General features: G+C 52.8%; 15 protein-coding genes, 10 tRNA genes and 2 rRNA genes. 23 read left to right on the forward strand and 4 right to left on the reverse strand.

Going from position 1 to position 22,216, the window contains the following annotated elements:
* The first annotated feature begins 19 nt into the window (after positions 1-19).
* The 7 genes from KJW29_RS30525 (at position 20) to KJW29_RS30555 (ending at position 8,799) form a co-directional block, all read left to right on the forward strand.
* Positions 20-952: a carbohydrate ABC transporter permease gene (locus KJW29_RS30525; RefSeq protein ID WP_246608446.1), complete on the forward strand. Its 933-nt coding sequence runs from the start codon at positions 20-22 to the stop codon at positions 950-952.
* Positions 953-977: 25 nt separating this feature from the next.
* Entirely contained in the window at positions 978-1,814 is an 837-nt protein-coding gene (locus tag KJW29_RS30530) for a carbohydrate ABC transporter permease (RefSeq protein ID WP_214627427.1), read from the forward strand.
* Positions 1,815-1,947: 133 nt separating this feature from the next.
* Positions 1,948-3,348, forward strand: a complete 1,401-nt coding sequence (locus KJW29_RS30535; RefSeq protein ID WP_246608447.1) for an ABC transporter substrate-binding protein — start codon at positions 1,948-1,950, stop codon at positions 3,346-3,348.
* A 103-nt stretch (positions 3,349-3,451) separates the two neighbouring features.
* Complete coding sequence (locus tag KJW29_RS30540; RefSeq protein WP_214627428.1) at positions 3,452-4,771, forward strand: alpha-L-fucosidase; 1,320 nt, start codon at positions 3,452-3,454, stop codon at positions 4,769-4,771.
* A 71-nt stretch (positions 4,772-4,842) separates the two neighbouring features.
* Positions 4,843-6,651 (forward strand): glycoside hydrolase family 35 protein, encoded by a 1,809-nt coding sequence (locus KJW29_RS30545; protein ID WP_214631393.1) that lies wholly within the window; start codon positions 4,843-4,845, stop codon positions 6,649-6,651.
* Between the two features lie 95 nt (positions 6,652-6,746).
* Complete coding sequence (gene cwlD / locus KJW29_RS30550) at positions 6,747-7,541, forward strand: N-acetylmuramoyl-L-alanine amidase CwlD (RefSeq protein ID WP_214627429.1); 795 nt, start codon at positions 6,747-6,749, stop codon at positions 7,539-7,541.
* Between the two features lie 136 nt (positions 7,542-7,677).
* Complete coding sequence (locus tag KJW29_RS30555) at positions 7,678-8,799, forward strand: P-loop NTPase (RefSeq protein ID WP_214627430.1); 1,122 nt, start codon at positions 7,678-7,680, stop codon at positions 8,797-8,799.
* A gap of 137 nt (positions 8,800-8,936) precedes the next feature.
* Here the strand turns inward: KJW29_RS30555 and gerD are convergent, their stop codons facing one another.
* Complete coding sequence (gene gerD, locus KJW29_RS30560; protein ID WP_181376738.1) at positions 8,937-9,629, reverse strand: spore germination lipoprotein GerD; 693 nt, start codon at positions 9,627-9,629, stop codon at positions 8,937-8,939.
* Positions 9,630-9,801: 172 nt separating this feature from the next.
* Between gerD and KJW29_RS30565 the strand changes: the two genes are divergently transcribed.
* On the forward strand, positions 9,802-10,428 hold the full coding sequence (locus KJW29_RS30565; protein ID WP_246608448.1) for a KinB-signaling pathway activation protein: 627 nt from the start codon (positions 9,802-9,804) through the stop codon (positions 10,426-10,428).
* A gap of 208 nt (positions 10,429-10,636) precedes the next feature.
* On the opposite strand, the gene pdaB is transcribed toward KJW29_RS30565, so the two are convergent.
* Entirely contained in the window at positions 10,637-11,455 is an 819-nt protein-coding gene (gene pdaB / locus KJW29_RS30570; protein WP_187103439.1) for a polysaccharide deacetylase family sporulation protein PdaB, read from the reverse strand.
* 133 nt (positions 11,456-11,588) lie between these two features.
* On the opposite strand from pdaB, the gene KJW29_RS30575 reads away from it, so the two are divergent.
* From KJW29_RS30575 to KJW29_RS30635, 13 genes are all read left to right on the forward strand, one after another.
* The gene (locus KJW29_RS30575) at positions 11,589-12,215 is read left to right on the forward strand and encodes a stage II sporulation protein M (protein WP_214627431.1); all 627 of its coding nucleotides are present in this window, start codon (positions 11,589-11,591) and stop codon (positions 12,213-12,215) included.
* A gap of 154 nt (positions 12,216-12,369) precedes the next feature.
* Positions 12,370-12,591: a hypothetical protein gene (locus KJW29_RS30580; protein ID WP_087570350.1), complete on the forward strand. Its 222-nt coding sequence runs from the start codon at positions 12,370-12,372 to the stop codon at positions 12,589-12,591.
* A gap of 264 nt (positions 12,592-12,855) precedes the next feature.
* A 16S ribosomal RNA gene (locus KJW29_RS30585) occupies positions 12,856-14,410 on the forward strand.
* 136 nt (positions 14,411-14,546) lie between these two features.
* Positions 14,547-14,623 (forward strand) — tRNA-Ile (locus KJW29_RS30590).
* Positions 14,624-14,653: 30 nt separating this feature from the next.
* Positions 14,654-14,729: transfer RNA gene (locus KJW29_RS30595), tRNA-Ala, on the forward strand.
* A gap of 159 nt (positions 14,730-14,888) precedes the next feature.
* Positions 14,889-17,821: ribosomal RNA gene (locus KJW29_RS30600) — 23S ribosomal RNA — on the forward strand.
* Together the 16S and 23S rRNA genes with 9 tRNA genes alongside form the textbook arrangement of a ribosomal RNA operon.
* A gap of 143 nt (positions 17,822-17,964) precedes the next feature.
* Positions 17,965-18,040, forward strand: a tRNA-Asn gene (locus KJW29_RS30605).
* A 3-nt stretch (positions 18,041-18,043) separates the two neighbouring features.
* Positions 18,044-18,119, forward strand: a tRNA-Thr gene (locus KJW29_RS30610).
* 41 nt (positions 18,120-18,160) lie between these two features.
* Positions 18,161-18,235, forward strand: a tRNA-Glu gene (locus KJW29_RS30615).
* Positions 18,236-18,240: 5 nt separating this feature from the next.
* A tRNA-Val gene (locus KJW29_RS30620) sits at positions 18,241-18,316 on the forward strand.
* A gap of 12 nt (positions 18,317-18,328) precedes the next feature.
* A tRNA-Gln gene (locus KJW29_RS30625) sits at positions 18,329-18,403 on the forward strand.
* 9 nt (positions 18,404-18,412) lie between these two features.
* Positions 18,413-18,488 (forward strand) — tRNA-Lys (locus tag KJW29_RS30630).
* A 24-nt stretch (positions 18,489-18,512) separates the two neighbouring features.
* Positions 18,513-18,595, forward strand: a tRNA-Leu gene (locus tag KJW29_RS30635).
* Between the two features lie 543 nt (positions 18,596-19,138).
* Here KJW29_RS30635 and KJW29_RS30640 read toward each other — a convergent pair.
* Complete coding sequence (locus KJW29_RS30640) at positions 19,139-19,492, reverse strand: collagen-like protein (RefSeq protein ID WP_214627432.1); 354 nt, start codon at positions 19,490-19,492, stop codon at positions 19,139-19,141.
* Positions 19,493-19,733: 241 nt separating this feature from the next.
* Here KJW29_RS30640 and KJW29_RS30645 point away from each other — a divergent pair, with 241 nt between their 5' ends.
* Positions 19,734-21,071: a hemolysin family protein gene (locus tag KJW29_RS30645; protein ID WP_087570687.1), complete on the forward strand. Its 1,338-nt coding sequence runs from the start codon at positions 19,734-19,736 to the stop codon at positions 21,069-21,071.
* Positions 21,072-21,232: 161 nt separating this feature from the next.
* Positions 21,233-21,315, forward strand: a tRNA-Leu gene (locus KJW29_RS30650).
* A 171-nt stretch (positions 21,316-21,486) separates the two neighbouring features.
* Here the strand turns inward: KJW29_RS30650 and KJW29_RS30655 are convergent.
* Positions 21,487-22,149 carry a GntR family transcriptional regulator gene (locus KJW29_RS30655; protein ID WP_214627433.1) on the reverse strand — a complete coding sequence of 221 codons (663 nt, stop codon included), beginning with the start codon at positions 22,147-22,149 and terminating at the stop codon, positions 21,487-21,489.
* Positions 22,150-22,216 lie beyond the last annotated feature (67 nt).

Consider the following 22,216-nt stretch of genomic DNA (forward strand, 5'->3'; position numbering starts at 1 on the left):
AAGGTAGAGGTGAGACAACATGGAAGCTGCCAACATGCCTGCTATTGCAGAGAAACCAATCAAGCGCAAATTCTGGAGTCCGCGAAAAAAAGAAGCAATTATCGGCTGGCTGTTTCTGGCGCCGGAAGTAATCGGCATGCTGCTGATGAACGTATTCGCGCTGGGATTTTCGTTATACTTAAGCTTCTCCGAATGGGATCTGCTGTCGGGGATATCCGGCGTCAAGTTTATCGGACTGGATAACTACATCAAGCTGACGGAAGACCCTACCATTGTCAAGGCGCTGCTCAACAATTTGTTGTATACGGTGCTGACCGTGCCGCTGCCGATCGCGCTGGCGCTCGTGCTGGCCGTTTTGCTCCACAGAAACACTTTTTTTAAGGATTATTTTAAAGTCGCTTTTTTTATCCCTTATATCTCTTCCATTATTGCGGTAGCTGCCGTATGGAGCGCATTGTTCCATCCTTCGCTTGGCCCTATCAACCAGCTGTTGATGGATCTGGGCGTCGGCACTCCGCCCAAATGGCTCGTCGATCCGAAAACCTCGCTGCTGGCGGTCGCCATTATTAGCTCCTGGGCAGCGCTCGGATATACGATTATTATCTACATGGCCGGTCTGACCAACATTTCGGACGAGCTGTACGAGGCCGCTGAGATCGACGGCGCCACGGCGCTGCAGAAGTTTTTCCGTATTACGATTCCGATGCTGCGCCCGACGACCTTCTTCCTGTTCGTGACCATGCTGATCGGTTCTTTCAAGGTATTCGATATTATCGCCTTCCTGACGCAGGGCGGACCGAACAACTCCTCGACGGTGCTTGTATTCCGAATTTACGAAGAAGGTTTCAAATATTACAACATGGGTTACGCGTCGGCTATTTCCTGGCTGTTGTTTGCGGTGATCGGCATCGTGACCGCCCTGACCTGGAAGCTGCAAAAGGACGATGTTTAACACCAACAAGAACGGAGGCGAGAGTATGGCGCATATACGCAACAATATATCAAAATGGGTGACCACGATTATTATGGGCGCGTTATCGATTGTGTTTCTGGTGCCGCTGATCTGGATGTTGTCATCGGCGTTCAAATTCGAGAAGGATGTCATGCGGTTTCCCATCCAGTGGATACCCGATAAGATCAATGTCATCTATAACTTCAAGGCGGTTTGGATGGGGCGGGTTCCGTTTACCGATTTTTACTTGAACTCCTTCAAGGTTTCGATTATTACGACGCTGATCACGCTTGTTATTTCCTCCATGGCGGCTTACGCGCTGACCAAGCTGCGGTTCCGCGGCAGGAACATGGTGTTTCTCGCCTTGCTTTCGTTTATGATTATTCCGGATCAAGCGACGCTCATACCGCGGTTTATGCTAATACGCTGGTTCGGATTATATGATACGCATGCGGCGATTATATTAACGAGCATGTTTTCCATTTATTTCACCTTCCTGCTGCGTCAATTCATGAACGGTATCAACGACGAGTTTATCGAGGCGGCGAGAATGGACGGGGCCGGCTATGTCCGGATCTTCGCTTCGATTATGGTGCCGCTGTGCAAGCCGGTGCTCGCTACGGTGGCCATCATTAAATTTATCTGGACCTGGAACGATTACCAGAATCCGCTCATCTTCCTGCTTAGCCGGGAATTGTACACGATTCCGCTCGGAATGACCTTGTTCAGGGACGATTACACGAACAATTACGCCATTATGATGATGGCCGCGCTCTCGGCGATCGTTTCGCTGGTTATTGTATTCATTGCCTTGCAGCGTCAGGTCATCAACGGCATTGCGCTGGGCGGCGTGAAAGGGTAAGGCGCCTGGCAAAGGTCAAAATCGTATGCCTATTTGAGCAAAATTGTGCACTTCCGCAAGAAGGACGATCCTTATACTGAAGACACAGGCGGGAACGTCTTATTACTTACTAACCGACACAGGGGGAAGTCGAATGATGAAGATGAGAGGCAGATCAAAAGTGAACACGTTGTTAAGCTTGGTGCTGGCGAGTACGCTTGTCGTGAGCGCATGCGGCAATGGAAACAACAACAATACGCCGTCCGCATCGCCAAGCCCGGGCAATGGCGAAAGCAAGCCGCAAGCAGAACAAGTTACGATCAAGTATTATAACTGGGATAACGAGGCGCAAGCGGTCGGCACGCGGGGCATGCTTGACGAATTTACGGCCGAAAATCCCAACATCAAGGTCGAGCATGTCGTGCTGGTTCCGGGCAACTCCGTGGAAATGCTGCAAAAGCTTGATTTCCTGATCTCGTCCGGCGAAGCGATCGACGTTATTCAGCTTCCAAGTCTCGGCTCTGTACTGGAGCGGGCGACTCGCGGGGCGTTCGAGCCGCTGAATACGTATTACGCGAACGAAAATCTCACGCCGGAAGACGAATACTTCGTAAATGCAAAAGTAGGCGAGGATTACTACGGCATGCAATTTACGAAAAGCGTCAACTATGTCATGTTGAACAAGGACATGCTCGATGAAGCGGGTCTGGCAGTTCCGAAATACGGTTGGACATGGGACGACTACCGCGAATACGCCAAGCAGCTGACGCAAGGCGAAGGCGTGGACAAACGTTACGGCTCTTATTTCCACACATGGGAGCTGTACATGAACGCCCCGGCGCAAACGATGATGAAAGATCCGTTCTTGTATGATGACGGAACGACGATCCTGGCCGATCCGACGTACAAATATTTCTTCGAGCTGCGCAAAGGCATGGAAGAAACGGACAAAACGTCGAAACCTTATGCGGATATACTCGCCGCCAAACTGAATTACCGCACGGAGTTCTTCAACGAAGAGGCGGCCATGATTCTGACCGGCAACTTCACGATTCCGGATCCGGGCAACACCGAGCAATATCCGCACGACTTCAAGACGGCATTTGCTCCGGTGCCAGTACCGCCCGCGGGTTCCGAGCCGAAAGATTATGAAGGCAAATATTTCACGAGCGGCAGCCAGATCGCGATGGGCGCCACGTCCAAGCATAAGGAAGCAGCCTTTAAGCTGATGAGATTCATGACGACTGCCGATTCGGACAACCGGATGGAATTCTCGGGTTACAAAAAAGCGAACAACGAGGAATTGCTGACGAAGTTGATTGCCGGCAAAGAAGATATGTATGATGTTGATTCGCTCAAGTACTCGCTGTTCAGCGAAGACATTCAGTTCCTTGACGGAGCGCAAGTGATGACGACCGCAACCTCCGAATTGACGAAAGTGATCAATGACGGCTTCAGCAAATATATGCTGAGCAATGAGCCGATCGACGAAGTACAGGCCTGGATGGTTGGAGAAGCGACCAAAATCATCAACGAAAAAGGCGTCATTAAATAAAAGACTTCGATAGTGGCCGGAAGAGCCGTCTGACGGGATCAAACGATCGCGTAAGGCGGCTTTCCTCCTTTATGAAATAAGAACAGCAGGAAGGTGAGAGAGGATGGGAAACGAGACGCAAGGGATTGCTCTTCGCCATGAGCTGGCGCTTCCGACGAACGCTCAGCGGGAGTGGCAGGATATGGAGCTGGGTTTATTCTGCCACTTCGGCATCAATACGTTTTGCGATCAGGAATGGGGAGAAGGCAAGGATTCGCCCGCTTTGTTCAACCCGGACAAGTTGGACGCCCGCCAATGGGTCAGGACTGCCCGCGAGGCCGGGTTTCGATACTTCGTTCTGACAGCGAAGCATCATGACGGTTTTTGTCTATGGCCGACGACTACAACCGATTATTCGGTTGCCTCCAGCCCGTGGAAGAACGGGCAGGGAGACGTGGTGGCGGAATGCGCCGCCGCTTGCCGGGAGGAGGGCATCGGCTTCGGCATCTATGTGTCGCCGTGGGACAGGCATGAACCGTCTTATGCCGATCCGGCGCTATACGACGACTTCTATGCCCGGCAATTAGAGGAGCTGTTGACCGGCTACGGTCCGCTCGTCGAAGTGTGGTTCGACGGCGCCGGCTCCGAGGGCCGGGAATACGACTGGCCGCGCATCATGGGGCTGGTCAAGAAATATCAACCGCAAGCGATGGTGTTCAACATGGGCGCCCCGACGATTCGTTGGGTTGGCAACGAGGACGGGCTCGCTCCGTATCCATGCTGGAACACGGCCGAATCGGCGCGGGCCAGCATGTTCACCAATTCGACTTCGCATTGGCTTCCCGAGACGCCGCGCTGGGTCCCGGCGGAGTGCGATGTCCCGATCCGCAGGGATCGTTGGTTCTGGCATCCCGGCGAGGAGCATCTGCTGCTATCCCTGGACGATCTGATGGATATTTATTACCGCTCGGTGGGGCATGGCGCGACGCTGCTGCTGAATGCGGCCCCCGATGACCGTGGCCTGCTCCCGGAAGCCGATGCGGCGCGCTTGATCGAATTCGGCAACGAAATCCGGCGGCGGTTCGGCAGCAGCGTAGCGGAGACGGCGGGAGCGGAGGAAGCGGCTGCTGAAGCTGCCGAGTCTGCCGGAGATGCCGGGTTCGCGGACGATGCCGCATATACGACAGTGCTGCCGCTGCCGACGGGGGCCGTTATCGATCATGCGGTGTTAATGGAGGATATCGCTTACGGCGAGCGGGTTCGCAAGTACGCGCTGGAAGCGTTCGCGGACGGAGTCTGGAAGGTGTTGCACGAAGGCAGCGCGATCGGACATAAAAAAATAGAAGCATTCCCGCCCGTCGTCGCAGAGAAGCTGCGGCTGCGCATTACGGAAGCGGCTGCGGAGCCGGTCATCAGGCGAATGGCCGCGTACCGCTGTCTGTAACGGTTGAGCAACAGGCTCCAATTCTGTGGAGAGGTTGGCGTGTGATTGGATCAAAGGAGGTTGGCTGCAGCATGAGCGTGCTGGCATGGAGCAATGGACAATATACGTTGGACGGCGAGCCTTACCGAATTTTGTCGGGGGCCATTCATTATTTTCGGGTCGTGCCGGATTATTGGGAAGATCGTCTCAGAAAATTGAAGGCATGCGGTTTTAATACGGTGGAAACATACGTAGCATGGAACGTGCATGAGCCGCGGCAAGGGGAATTTCAATTTCAAGGATTAGCCGATGTTGCGGTTTTCGTTGCGCTTGCAGGGCAATTAGGTCTGCATGTGATCGTGCGGCCAAGTCCTTACATTTGCGCGGAATGGGAGTTTGGCGGCTTGCCGGCCTGGCTGCTGAGAGAGGAGGGAACGCAGCTTCGCTGCATGGATCCCGCTTATCTGGCGCATGTCGACCGTTATTACGATGTGCTGATTCCCCAACTGCTTCCGCTGTTGTCCACGAACGGCGGACCGATTCTGGCTGTGCAGGTGGAAAACGAATACGGCAGCTACGGGAACGATACCGCCTACATGCAATACCTTCGCGAAGGGCTGGAGAAGCGGGGCGTCGACGTGCTTCTGTTCACCTCGGACGGTCCGACGGACGAGATGCTGCTGGGAGGGACGATCGAGGATGTGCACGCGACGGTTAATTTCGGTTCCCGCGCGGCGGAATCATTCGCGAAGTATAGAGAGTACCGCAAGGATGAGCCGCTTATGGTGATGGAATACTGGAATGGCTGGTTCGATCATTGGGGAGAGCCTCATCATGTGCGGGATGCCGCCGATGTGGCGCAGGTGATGGACGATATGCTTGCGAGCGGGTCATCCGTCAATGTGTATATGTTCCATGGCGGCACGAACTTCGGCTTCTATAACGGAGCCAATCATATCCGCCAGTACGAACCTACCGTCACCAGCTACGATTATGACGCGATGTTGACCGAATGGGGCGACGTGACGGACAAATACCGGGCCGTGCGGGCCGTCATGGAGAAACACGGCATTCCGGAAGGAGGAGCGCTGCCCGCGCCGATTCCGAAACGCGCATACGGGGAGGTTGCGCTAGCGCAGCGGAGCGGATTGTTTACGCAACTGGACGCGTTGTCCGAGCCGGTGCGGATGACGGCGACGGCGACGATGGAGCAGCTTGGCCAAAGCTACGGCTTCATCTTGTATTCGACGGAGCTCAGAGGACCGCGCAACAATCAGAAGCTCCATATCCGCGACGTTCACGATAGGGCGCTTGTGTTCCTGGACGGTCGTCCGCTTGGCGCGATCGAGCGCTGGAACAATGAACCGCTCGATATTTCGGTGCCGGCCGGAGGAGCAAGACTTGATATATTGGTCGAGAATATGGGCCGCATCAATTACGGTCCGCTCCTTCGCGACACTAAGGGCATTACGAAGGGGGTGCTGCTCGACAACCAGTTTCAATTCGACTGGACGATTCGGCCTCTGCCGCTTTGCTCCGAGGAGCTCGCCGGCATCCAGTACGCAACGGCGGCCGCGCCGGAACCGGGTCCGGCCTTCTACCGCGGGTATTTCGACGCGGAAGAGATCGGCGATACGTTTCTTCGCTTGGACGGCTGGGGCAAGGGCGTTGCCTGGATCAACGGCTTCAATCTGGGTCGTTATTGGGAAGCCGGGCCGCAGCGGACGCTCTACGTCCCGGGACCGCTGCTTCGGCAGGGACGTAACGAAATTGTGTTGTTCGAGCTGCATCAGCCGGCGGAAGGCGCGGTCATTGCGCTGACGGATTGGCACGATCTGGGTATCGTCGCGGACATGGATCAGTCGGCGCTGCATTTCGTGGCCGACGCTGTCGAGGAGTAGAAGATCCATCATCCTCATAGCCCAAGGCACATAAAAAACCATCTTGTCCCATATACATGAATGAATGGATATGAGAGACGGGGTGGTTTTTTTTGATGCGTCGAATTCGTCGGCATTTTGTGATTTGGTTGACGCTGAAGGGAGCATTGCGGATTGCGGCCGCCGTCGCGGTTCTTATTCTGACAGGATTGCTGCTCCGTGACAATTTGCCTGCTTCCAGCTCCTGGTCTTACTGGACGCTGCCGTTATCCGGCAAAACGATCGCGATAGATGCGGGACACGGCGGAGCGGACGGCGGAGCCATCAGCAAGCAGGGCGCGGTCGAGAAGGATCTAAATCTTGCGATTGCGCTGCATGTAAGAGATTACCTTCAGCAGGCGGGGGCTCTTGTTGTCATGACCAGGGAAGGGGACTACGATCTGGCTTCGGGTGACGCCAATGCCTACAGCAAGCGGAAGACGGAGGATTTGAAGCGGCGGGCCGCTATGATCAAGGAAAGCGAGCCTGCCGCGTTTATCAGCATTCATATGAACAGCATCCCTTCGGAGAAGTGGTCCGGCGCCCAGACGTTCTATAATTCGTCGGCTCATCCCGACAACCGCCTTCTGGCGGCTTTTATTCAGGACGAGATCAAGCGCAACCTGGCTAATACGACGCGCATTGCGGCCGTGAAAAAGGATGTCTATCTGCTCAAGTCGCTGCCCGACATTCCGACCGCGCTTGTGGAGGTCGGATTCTTGTCCAATCCGGGCGAGGCAGCGCGTCTCGCGAACGCGGATTATCAGCGCCAAGTGGCCGCGTCGATCTATCAAGGCATTCTTCGTTATGTGTCGGGGGAGAAGCTCGGCGGCAGTACGTCGGATGAAATAAAATTGCAAAATGGCGAGTAAACACATTCATATAGTGTGCTTAGATGGGCAACCGACTTCAGACAAAGTCGCAACCTGTGGTATACTAGGGGGAGTGTTTATGGAACTCTTCGAAGTCGGAGAGCAGTGATTACGATAAAGGGTGGGACTATCACATATGTTGACACGCGAGCAAGCGATCGAAGCCATCGAACGCGTGATGGCTGAGCAATATTCCGCGGAAGGCATCTCCTTCCGCGACGTTATGGTTCGGAACCGTCAAGTATCGTTGACGGTTCTGGAAGCGAGCGCGGCGCAGCATTCCGCGCTCGAGGCCTCGCTGCGCGAGGCCCTGGCGCCCCTCGGCGCCGAAACCGTGCATTGCCGGTTTCGGAGCGCCGAGGGGGCGCCTTCGGCTGCGCCAGGCGGGGACGCCCCGGCGCAGCCGCAGAAGCAGCAGGCGCCGGGCGGCGGAGCCGGCGCCAAAAGCGATTCTGCCCCGGTGCAAGGGCACGGGGCAGGGCTGGATGTCCCGCTGCTGGACGCAAGCAGCGGGACGGAGTTCATCGCCGTCGCGAGCGGCAAGGGCGGCGTCGGCAAGAGCACGGTGACCGTCAATCTGGCGGTCGCCTTGGCACGCAAGGGCAAACGCGTCGGCATCATCGACGCGGACATCTATGGCTTCAGCGTGCCCGATATGATGGGCATCGAGGAGCGGCCGCAGGTCGTAAACGATCGCGTCATCCCGATCGAGCGCTTTGGCGTGAAGGTCATCTCCATGGGTTTCTTTGTCGAGGACAATAGTCCGATCGTGTGGCGCGGACCCATGCTCGGCAAGATGCTGCGCAACTTTTTCCAGGAGATTGAGTGGGGCACGCTGGATTATCTGCTGCTCGACTTGCCTCCGGGTACGGGAGACGTGGCGCTTGACGTCCATCAGATCATCCCGCAAAGCAAGGAAATCATCGTCACGACACCGCACGCGACGGCTGCTTTTGTAGCGGCGCGGGCAGGGGCCATGGCCATCAAGACCGAACACGAAATTATCGGCGTCGTAGAAAATATGTCGTATTACGTCTCCAAATCGGGAGACAAGGAATACGTTTTCGGGCGCGGCGGAGGCGCGCGTCTCGCCGAGACGCTGCATTGCGACCTGTTGGCCCAAATTCCGCTTGGAGCGCCGGACAACCACGTATCGGAGCCTGACTTCTCGCCTTCAGTCTACAAGGCTGATACAGAGACAGGAATCATGTACTTGGAGCTGGCGGATAGTGTTATTTCCCGTGTAGAGTCCCGCTGAACTTGACAAAGCCCGTATCGCCCTCCGTGCAAGCAAGAACTCATCTGTCGACTTACAATTCGACTGTTCTTGCAGAGGAGCGATACGGGCTTTATTATTCAAGACGAGGGGCTGCCGGATCTTTTCGGATCTTAAACCTACTGCTGTGCGTCCTCGCCTTTCTGCTGCTCTTCCTTTACTTGCTCCTCCTCCTCCATGCTTTGCTCCTCTTGCTTTCCTTCCTCACCGGATTTCTTGACCTTCTCGTCGGGCTTCGTCTGGAGTTCTTCCTTGACGGCGGCCTTCATCAGATCCAGCACTTCAAGCCGGAACAGCGGATTTTGCATGGATTCCTGCATCAGCGACATGACTTCCTTACGATACTGCGCGCTCTTGAGCACTTCGAGGATCATCTTCTCCATCTCCGGGTTTTTAAACGTCTTGAGCAACTCCGCTTGGTATTGCGGATCCTTGATGAGTTCTCGGTGGATCGTTTTGTTTTCTTTATTAACCGATTTGGCGAATTCGCCGGCGAACCGGGTGTCCGTCATCAGCTTCTTGATCACCTTATCGTAATCGGGGGAACTGATAACGTCCTTAACCGCCAGACGAACTTCTTCCTGATCCTGCACCGACAGCAGCTTCGATTCCTGCATGGAGTATCCTGACAGTTGCTGAGTGGATTCCTGAAGAGCCTTCTGGGCGTCCTCTGTCTTCAGAATATCGATCACCATCGACTTCATGTCTTTGTAACTGATCTGCTGCTGTCCGCCCGACGCCTCCGCGCCGCAGCTCGACAGTACGATTGTGAGCGCCAATATCGACAACGATAAAGTCCATCTGATGCGCATATTAGAGTTGCTCCCTTCTATATCAATGCCCGCCCTAGACCATGATGCTTGTTGTCTAACGCCTGAATTGAGATTATTATGTGCATTGTTCACGGTTTTATCATGGACGAGCATTAGCTTTTTGTTGTGATCGTGGTAAAATAAAGCCAAAACGTTCTGGAGGATTCAAACGGTGACTTTGCGCAAATGGTTTTTTTTATTCTGGAGCACGATGGCGATTGGAGCAGTCGTCTGCATCATAAGCGGCGGAATCATGCTTTTAACGGATCAGGAATTCGGATTCCTTGGCATGGAAGCAACGGGCTTCAACATCCTGATGATGGGAATTTCCGGCCTTATGATCGGGGCATTCAGCCAGATGGGCTTTTTCGCTTATTTGACGCTCAATTATATTGCGCTTAGCGTTTTCCGGCGCAAATACCTATGGCATGCGCTTCAAGGCTACACGACGTTGTTTGCGGTATTCGGCCTGGGCTATGTCTTGTTCGAAGAGCGCACAAACAATTGGTTTTTCTGGGTGCTGCCGCTTATTCTTTTCGTGGCCTCATTGCTCGTTTCCTGGAGCAAAATCAAACAAACCAACCAAAGCGCCTTCATCCCGACGATGTTCCTTATGTTCGTCGTAACGTTCGTGGAGGCATGGCCGGCGTTGCAGGGGGCGACAAATGTCGCGGCCATCATCTTTATGATGATCCCGCTCTTTGTCTGCAATGCGTACCAGAATATAATGATGCATCGTCTTCTGGGCAGCAAAGAAGCCGATCCCGCGGTCGTTCCCGCGAAACCGGCTAGTCGATAAATGCGAGTTCAAAAAGTTCGGTTCTCAGTACCGAGAAGATTGGATGAAGCTAGAACCTGAGGAGCGGAGCGTAGTGGAAGCTACGTGAGCACCGGAGGGTTCGGCTGAATTCAAGATTCGACGTCGAGTATGCATCTTGGATTACTTCGTAATGGGAAGCGGACTTTTTGAACAACCTCTATAAGGTAGATCCTTCACAGAAGTCCGTTTATTCGCTTGCAGCGCTCAGCTGGGAAGCGGAAGCGGGCTTCTTCTGATCGGAGGGAGCGCCCTGCACCGAGTTGCCTTCGGCTTCGGTACCATTAATAAGCTGCGTTACATTGACGAACTCATACCCTTTTTCCCGCAGTTGATCAATAATGACGGGAAGGGCCTCGTGCGTTTGAAGCACGGTATCGCTTGCGTGTAGCAGGATGATGTCGCCGGGATGAGTCCGGCTGACGACTCGGTCAATGATTTTGTCCGTGCCTATGTTCATCCAGTCCATGGAGTCCGTGTCCCACTGAATCACTTTGTATTGCAGCTCTTCGGCGATACGAAGGACGCGTTTGTCGAAGTCGCCATTGGGAAGACGGATCAAATTGGGCTGTTTGCCCGTAATATCGGCCAGAATGGTGTGAGCGGTGGAGATTTGCTTGCGAATCTCATCATCGCTATATTTGGTGTAGAAGTCGTGCTTGTGGCCATGGCTGCCGATTTCGTAACCTGCGTCCTGGATTTTTTTTACGAGTTCGGGATGAGACTGGCTCCAGGTGGAGGAGAGGAAGAAGGTTGCCTGCGTAATATTTTTCTCCTTGAGCACCTCCAGAATAGGTTCGGCACGCTTGTCTCCCCAGCTGATGTCGAAGGTGAGCGCGACAACTTTCTTGTCCGTAGGCACACTGTAGATGGCAGCGGGCTGCTGCGGAGCGAACACCGTAATGTTGTCGCGTTCCGCGTAAATAATTCCGATAGAAAACACGAGAGCGATCGCGATAAAAAAATACTTTTTGAGCTTTCTGCCGTTCATAACATAGAACATATTCATGGGAATGGGCTCTCCTCTCTTGGATATGCCCCGGCTTTCCCGAGGCAACGGCTTGTTTAGTACAATCTATGCTCGTACACATCGGGGATATGCCAGTTGATTTTTTCTATAATCGAATAGGAGAGTGACGCTCATGTTCAAATGGCGGGCCATATGGCGGGATTTGAAAGAGACCAGGGGATACATCGCTTTTGCGGCGATCATGTTTATCGCAGGGGTCTTTATTGGAGGAAGCAATCCGGCATTCCGTTCGTTTCTGGATGCTCAGCTAGCGGGGCTGCAGCAGCTTGTCGAGACGGTCGATCAAGCAGAGAACAGGACGTTTGCCATGATCACGGTTATTTTCTTGAACAATGCGATCAAGTCGATTTTCATAATTTTTTTGGGTGCGTTCCTTGGCGTTATTCCGATTCTGTTCTTGATTATCAACGGAATGGTCATCGGATATTTGCTGGACAGGGTCGCCGAGACGCCGGATGCCATGCCTGTATTCGAGTTAATCGTCAAAGGATTGCTGCCTCATGGCATTATCGAAATTCCGGCGATCATAATCGCCTGCGCATATGGCATGAGATTCGGGATATTGATTGTCCGCGCTCTGGGAAGCCTGTTGTTCGCAAGAGGCAAGCTGAGCGACAGCGGCGATAGATTGGTGTCGTTTATGGTGCGAGTCGTACCCGTAATTATAATGTTGACTGCGGGACTGCTGGTGGCCTCCGTTATTGAAAGTACTTTTACAGGTTGGCTGTTGTCGTTGTAATAATATTTCCAATATTTGAGCATAACAGTAAGGCGGTCGATAATTCGCGGAACGAAACGCGTCCCGCCCTTAAAGGATGGCCTAGCCGTTTCGCCTTGTACGTCTGATATCGGTCCATACGCTCTACATACCCCAAAGGAGGCCGCTTACGGTTATGCTCGGAATACTGTTCAACGACAAGGAATGCAAAGAATTTGATTACGTATTGCGCAAGGAATTGGACGAGATGCTTCTCGATTTAAACGACTCCAGGTTAGACGGCGACATCAAACAAGCGATCGCGCGCAGGTATAAGATCATCTTCAGAATGTACGCCAGAATCGCTTCCCCCAAGGAATTATCTCGCTATGCATTAAACGCGAGAGCGTATCGTTGATACGGGAGAATGGTGGCCTCGACAACATTTTTAAAAATAATCAAAATAGGGGTTGCATTCAATTGGGCCCCTGTGATATATTATTTCTTGTCGCCGCGAGAGATTGACGCCGGCAACGAAAGAAAAGATTGTTCTTTGAAAACTGAACAACGAGCGAAACTGCCCGATACAATCGCAAGATTGAATCGAATAACAAACTTTCGAAATTGGCTTGTCCAAGGAGGAAGTTTGGATAGCAACAACGTAATGAGCAAGTCAAACACCTTAATGGAGAGTTTGATCCTGGCTCAGGACGAACGCTGGCGGCGTGCCTAATACATGCAAGTCGAGCGGAGTTGATGAGGTGCTTGCACCTCAGATGCTTAGCGGCGGACGGGTGAGTAACACGTAGGTAACCTGCCCGACAGACCGGGATAACATTCGGAAACGAATGCTAATACCGGATACGCGATTTGGTCGCATGGCCGAATCGGGAAAGACGGAGCAATCTGTCACTGTTGGATGGACCTGCGGCGCATTAGCTAGTTGGTGAGGTAACGGCTCACCAAGGCGACGATGCGTAGCCGACCTGAGAGGGTGATCGGCCACACTGGGACTGAGACACGGCCCAGACTCCTACGGGAGGCAGCAGTAGGGAATCTTCCGCAATGGGCGAAAGCCTGACGGAGCAACGCCGCGTGAGTGATGAAGGTTTTCGGATCGTAAAGCTCTGTTGCCAGGGAAGAACGCTTGGGAGAGTAACTGCTCCCAAGGTGACGGTACCTGAGAAGAAAGCCCCGGCTAACTACGTGCCAGCAGCCGCGGTAATACGTAGGGGGCAAGCGTTGTCCGGAATTATTGGGCGTAAAGCGCGCGCAGGCGGTTCATTAAGTCTGGTGTTTAAGGCTGGGGCTCAACCCTGGTTCGCACTGGAAACTGGTGGACTTGAGTGCAGAAGAGGAAAGTGGAATTCCACGTGTAGCGGTGAAATGCGTAGAGATGTGGAGGAACACCAGTGGCGAAGGCGACTTTCTGGGCTGTAACTGACGCTGAGGCGCGAAAGCGTGGGGAGCAAACAGGATTAGATACCCTGGTAGTCCACGCCGTAAACGATGAATGCTAGGTGTTAGGGGTTTCGATACCCTTGGTGCCGAAGTTAACACATTAAGCATTCCGCCTGGGGAGTACGGTCGCAAGACTGAAACTCAAAGGAATTGACGGGGACCCGCACAAGCAGTGGAGTATGTGGTTTAATTCGAAGCAACGCGAAGAACCTTACCAGGTCTTGACATCCCTCTGACCGTCCTAGAGATAGGGCTTTCCTTCGGGACAGAGGAGACAGGTGGTGCATGGTTGTCGTCAGCTCGTGTCGTGAGATGTTGGGTTAAGTCCCGCAACGAGCGCAACCCTTGATCTTAGTTGCCAGCATTTCGGATGGGCACTCTAAGGTGACTGCCGGTGACAAACCGGAGGAAGGTGGGGATGACGTCAAATCATCATGCCCCTTATGACCTGGGCTACACACGTACTACAATGGCCAGTACAACGGGAAGCGAACTCGCGAGAGGGAGCCAATCCTATCAAAGCTGGTCTCAGTTCGGATTGCAGGCTGCAACTCGCCTGCATGAAGTCGGAATTGCTAGTAATCGCGGATCAGCATGCCGCGGTGAATACGTTCCCGGGTCTTGTACACACCGCCCGTCACACCACGAGAGTTTACAACACCCGAAGTCGGTGGGGTAACCCGCAAGGGAGCCAGCCGCCGAAGGTGGGGTAGATGATTGGGGTGAAGTCGTAACAAGGTAGCCGTATCGGAAGGTGCGGCTGGATCACCTCCTTTCTAAGGATATACCCGATCTCGATGAAGATCGGATAGGAAGCATTGCTTCCATAGCAGTAACTCTCAGGCAGGAAGTTGCTCGCTCGTTGTCAGTTTTGAAAGACTAATCCTCTTTCACAAGCGTAATCATACCCAAGGGCCTTTAGCTCAGCTGGTTAGAGCGCACCCCTGATAAGGGTGAGGTCGGTGGTTCGAGTCCACTAAGGCCCACCATTATCATCACTGAAGTGATGATCCCATTACGGGGCCATAGCTCAGCTGGGAGAGCGCCTGCCTTGCAAGCAGGAGGTCAGCGGTTCGATCCCGCTTGGCTCCACCAAGCACATCCCCTTAGGGAGTATGTGCGAATTTGCACCTTGAAAACTGGATAACGAAAGTAAAAAGAAGATGAAAATCTTCTGCTGAAACATCCTTTAGCTGGATTAAAAGCGGCCGTATTTTCCGAAGTCATTCGGAGAAGCGATCGCAGCAAATACTAGGTTAAGCTAGTAAGAGCGCACGGAGGATGCCTAGGCACCAGGAGCCGAAGAAGGACGTGGCGAACAACGATACCGCCTCGGGGAGCCGTAAGCAGGCTTTGATCCGGGGATTTCCGAATGGGGAAACCCAGCTGGAGTAATGTCCAGTTACTCTTGAGTGAATACATAGCTCAAGAAGAGGCATACCGGGGGAACTGAAACATCTAAGTACCCCGAGGAAGAGAAAACAAAAGTGATTCCGTCAGTAGCGGCGAGCGAACGCGGATTAGCCCAAACCAAGGAGCTTGCTCCTTGGGGTTGTAGGACATCTCACATGGAGTTACAAAGGAATGGATTAGGCGAAGAGGTCTGGAAAGGCCCGCCATAGCAGGTAAAAGCCCTGTAACCAAAAGTCCATTCTCTCCGAGGTGTATCCTGAGTACGGCGGGACACGTGAAACCCCGTCGGAATCCGGCAGGACCATCTGCCAAGGCTAAATACTCCCTGGTGACCGATAGTGAAGCAGTACCGTGAGGGAAAGGTGAAAAGCACCGCGGGAGCGGAGTGAAAAAGAACCTGAAACCGTGCGCTTACAAGAAGTCAGAGCCCGATCAATGGGTGATGGCGTGCCTTTTGTAGAATGAACCGGCGAGTTACGATTACGTGCAAGGTTAAGGTGGAAAGCCGGAGCCGCAGCGAAAGCGAGTCTGAATAGGGCGATTTGAGTACGTGGTCGTAGACCCGAAACCGTGTGATCTACCCCTGTCCAGGGTGAAGGTGCGGTAACACGCACTGGAGGCCCGAACCCACGCACGTTGAAAAGTGCGGGGATGAGGTGGGGGTAGCGGAGAAATTCCAATCGAACTCGGAGATAGCTGGTTCTCCCCGAAATAGCTTTAGGGCTAGCCTCGGTTATGAGTGTCGTGGAGGTAGAGCACTGATTGGGTGCGGGGCCCGCCAAGGGTTACCAAGTCTAGTCAAACTCCGAATGCCATTGACATGCTTACCGGGAGTCAGACAGTGAGTGCTAAGATCCATTGTCAAGAGGGAAACAGCCCAGATCATCAGCTAAGGTCCCCAAGTGTGTGTTAAGTGGGAAAGGATGTGGAGTTGCACAGACAACCAGGATGTTGGCTTAGAAGCAGCCACCATTTAAAGAGTGCGTAATAGCTCACTGGTCGAGTGACTCTGCGCCGAAAATGTAACGGGGCTAAACACACCACCGAAGCTATGACATTGCAGCTTGCTGCATTGGGTAGGGGAGCGTTGAATACGGATTGAAGTTGGACCGTGAGGACTGGTGGACTGTATTCAAGTGAGAATGCCGGTATGAGTAACGAAAAGACAAGTGAGAATCTTGTCCGCCGAAAGCCTAAGGGTTCCTGAGGAAGGCTCGTCCACTCAGGGTAAGTCGGGACCTAACGCGAGGCCGAAAGGCGTAGTGGAAGGACAACAGGTTGAAATTCCTGTACCACCGTAAGCCGTTATGAGCAATGGGGTGACACAGAAGGGCAGTGACGCGGGCTGATGGAATAGCCCGTCCAAGCAGTGAGGCTGACTTGTAGGCAAATCCGCAAGTCGTTAGGCTGGGCTGTGATGGGGAGCGAAAATTGCAGTAGCGAAGGTCATGTACTCCGGCTGTCAAGAAAAGCCTCTAGCCAGGTGATGGTGCCCGTACCGCAAACCGACACAGGTAGGCGAGCAGAGCATGCTAAGGCGCGCGGAAGAACTCTCGTTAAGGAACTCGGCAAAATGACCCCGTAACTTCGGGAGAAGGGGTGCCTCGGTAGGGTGAATAGCCCGAGGGGGCCGCAGTGAAAAGGCCCAATCGACTGTTTAGCAAAAACACAGGTCTGTGCGAAGCCGTAAGGCGAAGTATACGGGCTGACGCCTGCCCGGTGCTGGAAGGTTAAGGGGAGCGGTTAGGGGCAACCCGAAGCTGTGAACCGAAGCCCCAGTAAACGGCGGCCGTAACTATAACGGTCCTAAGGTAGCGAAATTCCTTGTCAGGTAAATTCTGACCCGCACGAATGGCGTAACGAATTGGGCGCTGTCTCAACGAGAGATCCGGTGAAATTTTAATACCTGTGAAGATGCAGGTTACCCGCGACAAGACGGAAAGACCCCATGGAGCTTTACTGCAGCTTGATATTGGACTTTGGTACGATCTGTACAGGATAGGTGGGAGCCTTTGAAGCCGGAGCGCCAGCTTCGGTGGAGGCGCCGTTGGGATACCACCCTGATCGTATCGGAGTTCTAACCTGGTACCGTGAATCCGGTACGGGGACCGTGTCAGGCGGGCAGTTTGACTGGGGCGGTCGCCTCCTAAAATGTAACGGAGGCGCCCAAAGGTTCCCTCAGAATGGTTGGAAATCATTCGAAGAGTGCAAAGGCATAAGGGAGCTTGACTGCGAGACCTACAAGTCGAGCAGGGACGAAAGTCGGGCTTAGTGATCCGGTGGTACCGAATGGAAGGGCCATCGCTCAACGGATAAAAGCTACCCTGGGGATAACAGGCTTATCTCCCCCAAGAGTCCACATCGACGGGGAGGTTTGGCACCTCGATGTCGGCTCATCGCATCCTGGGGCTGAAGTAGGTCCCAAGGGTTGGGCTGTTCGCCCATTAAAGCGGTACGCGAGCTGGGTTCAGAACGTCGTGAGACAGTTCGGTCCCTATCTGTCGCGGGCGTAGGAAATTTGAGAGGAGCTGTCCTTAGTACGAGAGGACCGGGATGGACGTACCGCTGGTGTACCAGTTGTTCCGCCAGGAGCACCGCTGGGTAGCCAAGTACGGACGGGATAAGCGCTGAAAGCATCTAAGCGTGAAGCCCCCCTCAAGATGAGATTTCCCAGTATGTAAGACCCCTTGAAGACGACGAGGTTGATAGGTTCGGGGTGGAAGCACAGCAATGTGTGGAGCTGACGAATACTAATCGGTCGAGGGCTTATCCTAATCGCTTATTCGGTCATACAGCCGGTAAGCAAGCTAAAGATTCAGCACACTTTCGTATCCAGTTTTCAATGTGCAAACATTGAAGCAGCAATTGTCTCTTAGCCGCTTATGCTCAAGGACACATTTCAACACTTGTTTAATGTTCCCTGATAGCTCAGTTGGTAGAGCACTCGACTGTTAATCGAGTTGTCACAGGTTCGAGTCCTGTTCGGGGAGCCATATGCTCTCATAGCTCAGTAGGTAGAGTGCATCCATGGTAAGGATGAGGTCACCGGTTCGATCCCGGTTGAGAGCTCCATTACTTTCTTGGTAAGCAGACAAGCAGTGCAATTTACGCATGGCCCGTTGGTCAAGGGGTTAAGACACCTCCCTTTCACGGAGGTAACAGGGGTTCGAATCCCCTACGGGTCACCATTTACGGAGGATTAGCTCAGCTGGGAGAGCATCTGCCTTACAAGCAGAGGGTCGGCGGTTCGATCCCGTCATCCTCCACCATACCGCCCACGCTGGGGATTAGCCAAGCGGTAAGGCAACGGACTTTGACTCCGTCACTCCAAGGTTCGAATCCTTGATCCCCAGCCATTTTATTAAGAGCCATTAGCTCAGTTGGTAGAGCACCTGACTTTTAATCAGGGTGTCGAAGGTTCGAGTCCTTCATGGCTCACCAGTTATTTACCCAAGCTTTACCCTTGCGCGTATGGCGGAATTGGCAGACGCACTAGACTTAGGATCTAGCGGGCGACCGTGGGGGTTCAAGTCCCTCTACGCGCACCATACCATGAAAAAACCCTTCTGATACGAAGGGTTTTTTGCTTACCACAATAGAATTTATATGTTTTCGAGAACTCGAAGAAGAAATTCTATTTGCAAAAAATTCTACCTTTAAACGCGATCGCTCGCCGAGGGGCCGTTCGTATATCGCATCGGAAAATAGAGGGAAAAGCTCCCTCTAATCCGGAAAAATCGGAATATCGGCTCCGCTTAGAGGGAAAACCTCCCATTAATCGGGGTGATTTAACCCGAAAATAACGATTCGGCCAGAATTAGAGGTAGGATTTCCCTCTAAAGAGCAAGCAAGGGAGGAGACGGGGTTATTAGAGGGTGTTTTTCCTCTTAGCCGAGAGCAAGGTGAACGAACAGACAGGAGTGACGTCGTTTCTTTCTGGCGCTAGCACAAAAAGGACCGTCAGGATGATCTGCTCTGACGGTTTTTCTCATCTGCAAGAACAAACAGATTATCAAACGATAATCCTCGCAAAAAGAAAAGCTTAACTCGAGCCGATCCGGCAGTTAAGCTTTCTTTTTGCTACATAACGATTAGAAGCAAGTAAAGGACTGAATAGATCTCAGGTCGAAGCCGGTGTACATCCAGAAAAATCCCGTCCAGCGAAATCCCGCAATCGAGGTTGGTCCGACGAAGACGGGGAAAAACCAGAATTGACTGCCGTTATGCATCCAGATATACGTATTGCGGAACACGCAGCGACGAATGGCGCCAGGATCTACGGCAAGCGGAGCTGCAGAAGATTGCTGCGGTACGAAAGACGGCGGAGGAGAGGACGGTGCGGCATGGGGACCGCCTGGCGATGGACCTGGTCCTGGTCCAGGACCAGGGCCAGGTCCAAATGGAGGAGGGCCGGGCGGCGGACCGAAGGGAGGAAAAAACGACATATGCGTTCACTCCTGTTTCTTTAGTTTTCGAAGCGGGTACTTTAATTGGGCAAGGGCTCTAGCTTATGTAATGTATTCAAGTCGAGTTTAGGATGTTAATCATTTACAGGCTATAATTTGAATGATAGCAATGATGTATTTTGTAAATAATATGAAACATGAGCAGGACTTGTACGTAGTATTCGTCTAGAGCCATTTCAAAAACAAACGGAGGTGAATCCCTCGTACTTGAGGGAACTAATTGGACTTATCCATCTTGATTAATTTGCTGTTGGTAGCGCTGCTTATCGTAATGACTGCTTTCTTCGTCGGATCGGAATTCGCGGTAGTGAAGGTCAGAATGTCCCGGATTGATCAATTGATTGCGGAAGGCAACAAGAAAGCAATGGCGGCCAAACGGCTAGTAACGGATCTGGATTATTATTTGTCGGCGTGTCAGCTGGGTATTACGGTCACTGCACTCGGACTTGGTGCGCTCGGCGAGCCGACAATCGAAAAAATTCTGCATCCGATCTTCCACGATTGGGGCGTATCCGACGCTTGGGCCACCCCGATTTCCTACACGCTTGCATTGTCGCTGATGACATTTTTGCACGTCGTATTCGGAGAGCTGGCACCTAAAACAATGGCGATCCAATTCGCGGAGCGTATGACGCTTCTTCTGGCAGGACCGCTTGTTCTGTTCGGCAAGATTTTGTTCCCGCTCATCTGGCTCCTTAACGGCTCGGCTCGAGTATTTCTGAGAATGTTTGGCGTTCAGCCAGCGGGTCACGAACAAGCCCATTCGGAGGAAGAACTTAAGATTATTATGGCTCAAAGCTTCAAAAGCGGCGAGATCAATCAGACGGAGCTTTCTTATATGCAAAATATTTTTGCATTCGACGAACGCGTAGCGAAGGACGTTATGGTCCCGCGTATGCAGGCTATGTCGGTTGACGCGCGTATGACGCGTGAAGAAGTGCTTGCAATTATTGATGAGAACAACTACACACGCTACCCTGTGACTCAGGAAGGCGATAAGGATAAAGTAATCGGATTCCTCAATGCCAAGGAATTGGTAACCGATATCGCGCTGGGACGTTCTACTCCAATCCAGTCGATGATTCATGAGATCGGAACTGTGCATGAGACTGCCCCACTGCAGGATGTCCTCCTTAAGATGCAGAAGAAAGGCGTGCATATCGCTCTCGTTATCGATGAGTATGGCGGCACGGCCGGCATCATTACGATGGAAGATATTCTCGAAGAGATTGTGGGCGAGATTCGGGACGAGTTCGATAACGACGAACAACCCGACATTGTTAGAAAGTCAGAGAACGAGTATGTGCTGAACGGCCTGGTGCTGCTTGAGGACATCGAGACTCAATTCGGCGTGAAGTTCGAAGAGGATTTCGGCGTTGATACGATTGGAGGCTGGCTGCAGGTCCAGCAGTTCTCACTCGAAGAAGAGCCTGTTCCGATTACACACGGTCGACATGTCTTTACCGTTCTGGAGATGGACAACCACCAGATTCTGAAGGTGTCTATGTCCCTTTATGCAGCCGAGGAACCGGAAGAGAACGAAGAAGACGAAGATTAACAAATATCAGAGAGGCGAGGGCATAGTTGCTGCCCTCGCCTTTTGCTACCTTGGAAGATGTAAGTTCTTTAAGGCGATGAAGCGTAAAAAGAATCAATTCTGTTCAGCACTTGTCAACAGCATAGGGAACGTGATATGCTCAATATCTAAGCATCACCTATGCGCGTATGGCGGAATTGGCAGACGCACCAGACTTAGGATCTGGCGAGAGATCGTGGGGGTTCAAGTCCCTCTACGCGCACCATCACACTTCAATCACACTCTTCCCCCGGGAAGAGTTTTTTGCGTTATATCATGAAGATTCGTGCTATGTGCCGTCATTTTGATAAGCCGACTGCTCCGTTTCGATGACAACGTCCGCTTGACTTACTTCCGCCGCTCGCTTGTCCATCACGGCTACCGTCCGCAGCTTGCTTCAACTTTGCTTCATAATCCCGAAGTTTACAGCGTGGATGTGCGCGGTCAGCGCTTCGGCGATTTGCGCCTGATCTCCGTCGGTGATTACGCCGAGCAAATTCTCGTGCTCCTGACAAAGCACGTTCAGGTCTTCATAGGCGTTGGCCTGGGTGATGAAGTGCAGGCGAATCCGATTATAAATCGACTTCCAGATGCCGATCATGTTGCCCATGCCCGACAACGTTACCAGATACTCGTGGAATGCGAGATCGCAGTCGGCGAGAGCCGTTGCATCCTGCTTGGCGGCGCCATCGCGCATATCGTCAATAATGGCCCGCAATCGGCCGATATGCTCATCGTTCATGAAAGCTAAAGCTTTGCGCACCGTATACAATTCGATCGTGAGGCGCAGCGGAATAAGCACCTCCGCCACTTCTTCTCCGGTAATTTCGGCCACCATCGTTTCCTTGTAAGGCAACGAGTACAGTAAGCCTTCCTGCTCCAGCATGCGCATCGCCTCGCGAATCGGTCCGCGGCTGACGCCCATCTGCCTGGACATTTCAATTTCGCGCAACCGGCTCCCCGGCTTTAATCTTCCTCTGAAAATCGCTTTACGGATATCGTCGGTAATTTTATGTCGCAAGGACACGTCCTTTTGTTCATTGAATGTGAAATCTTCCAAGCTGGAACACGCTCCTCGCCTCGTTCATTACTTTATCTTAAAATAATACGTGATTTCACTTCCTTTG

This window comes from Paenibacillus agaridevorans (assembly GCF_018604145.1).
Lineage (GTDB): Bacteria > Bacillota > Bacilli > Paenibacillales > Paenibacillaceae > Pristimantibacillus > Pristimantibacillus agaridevorans.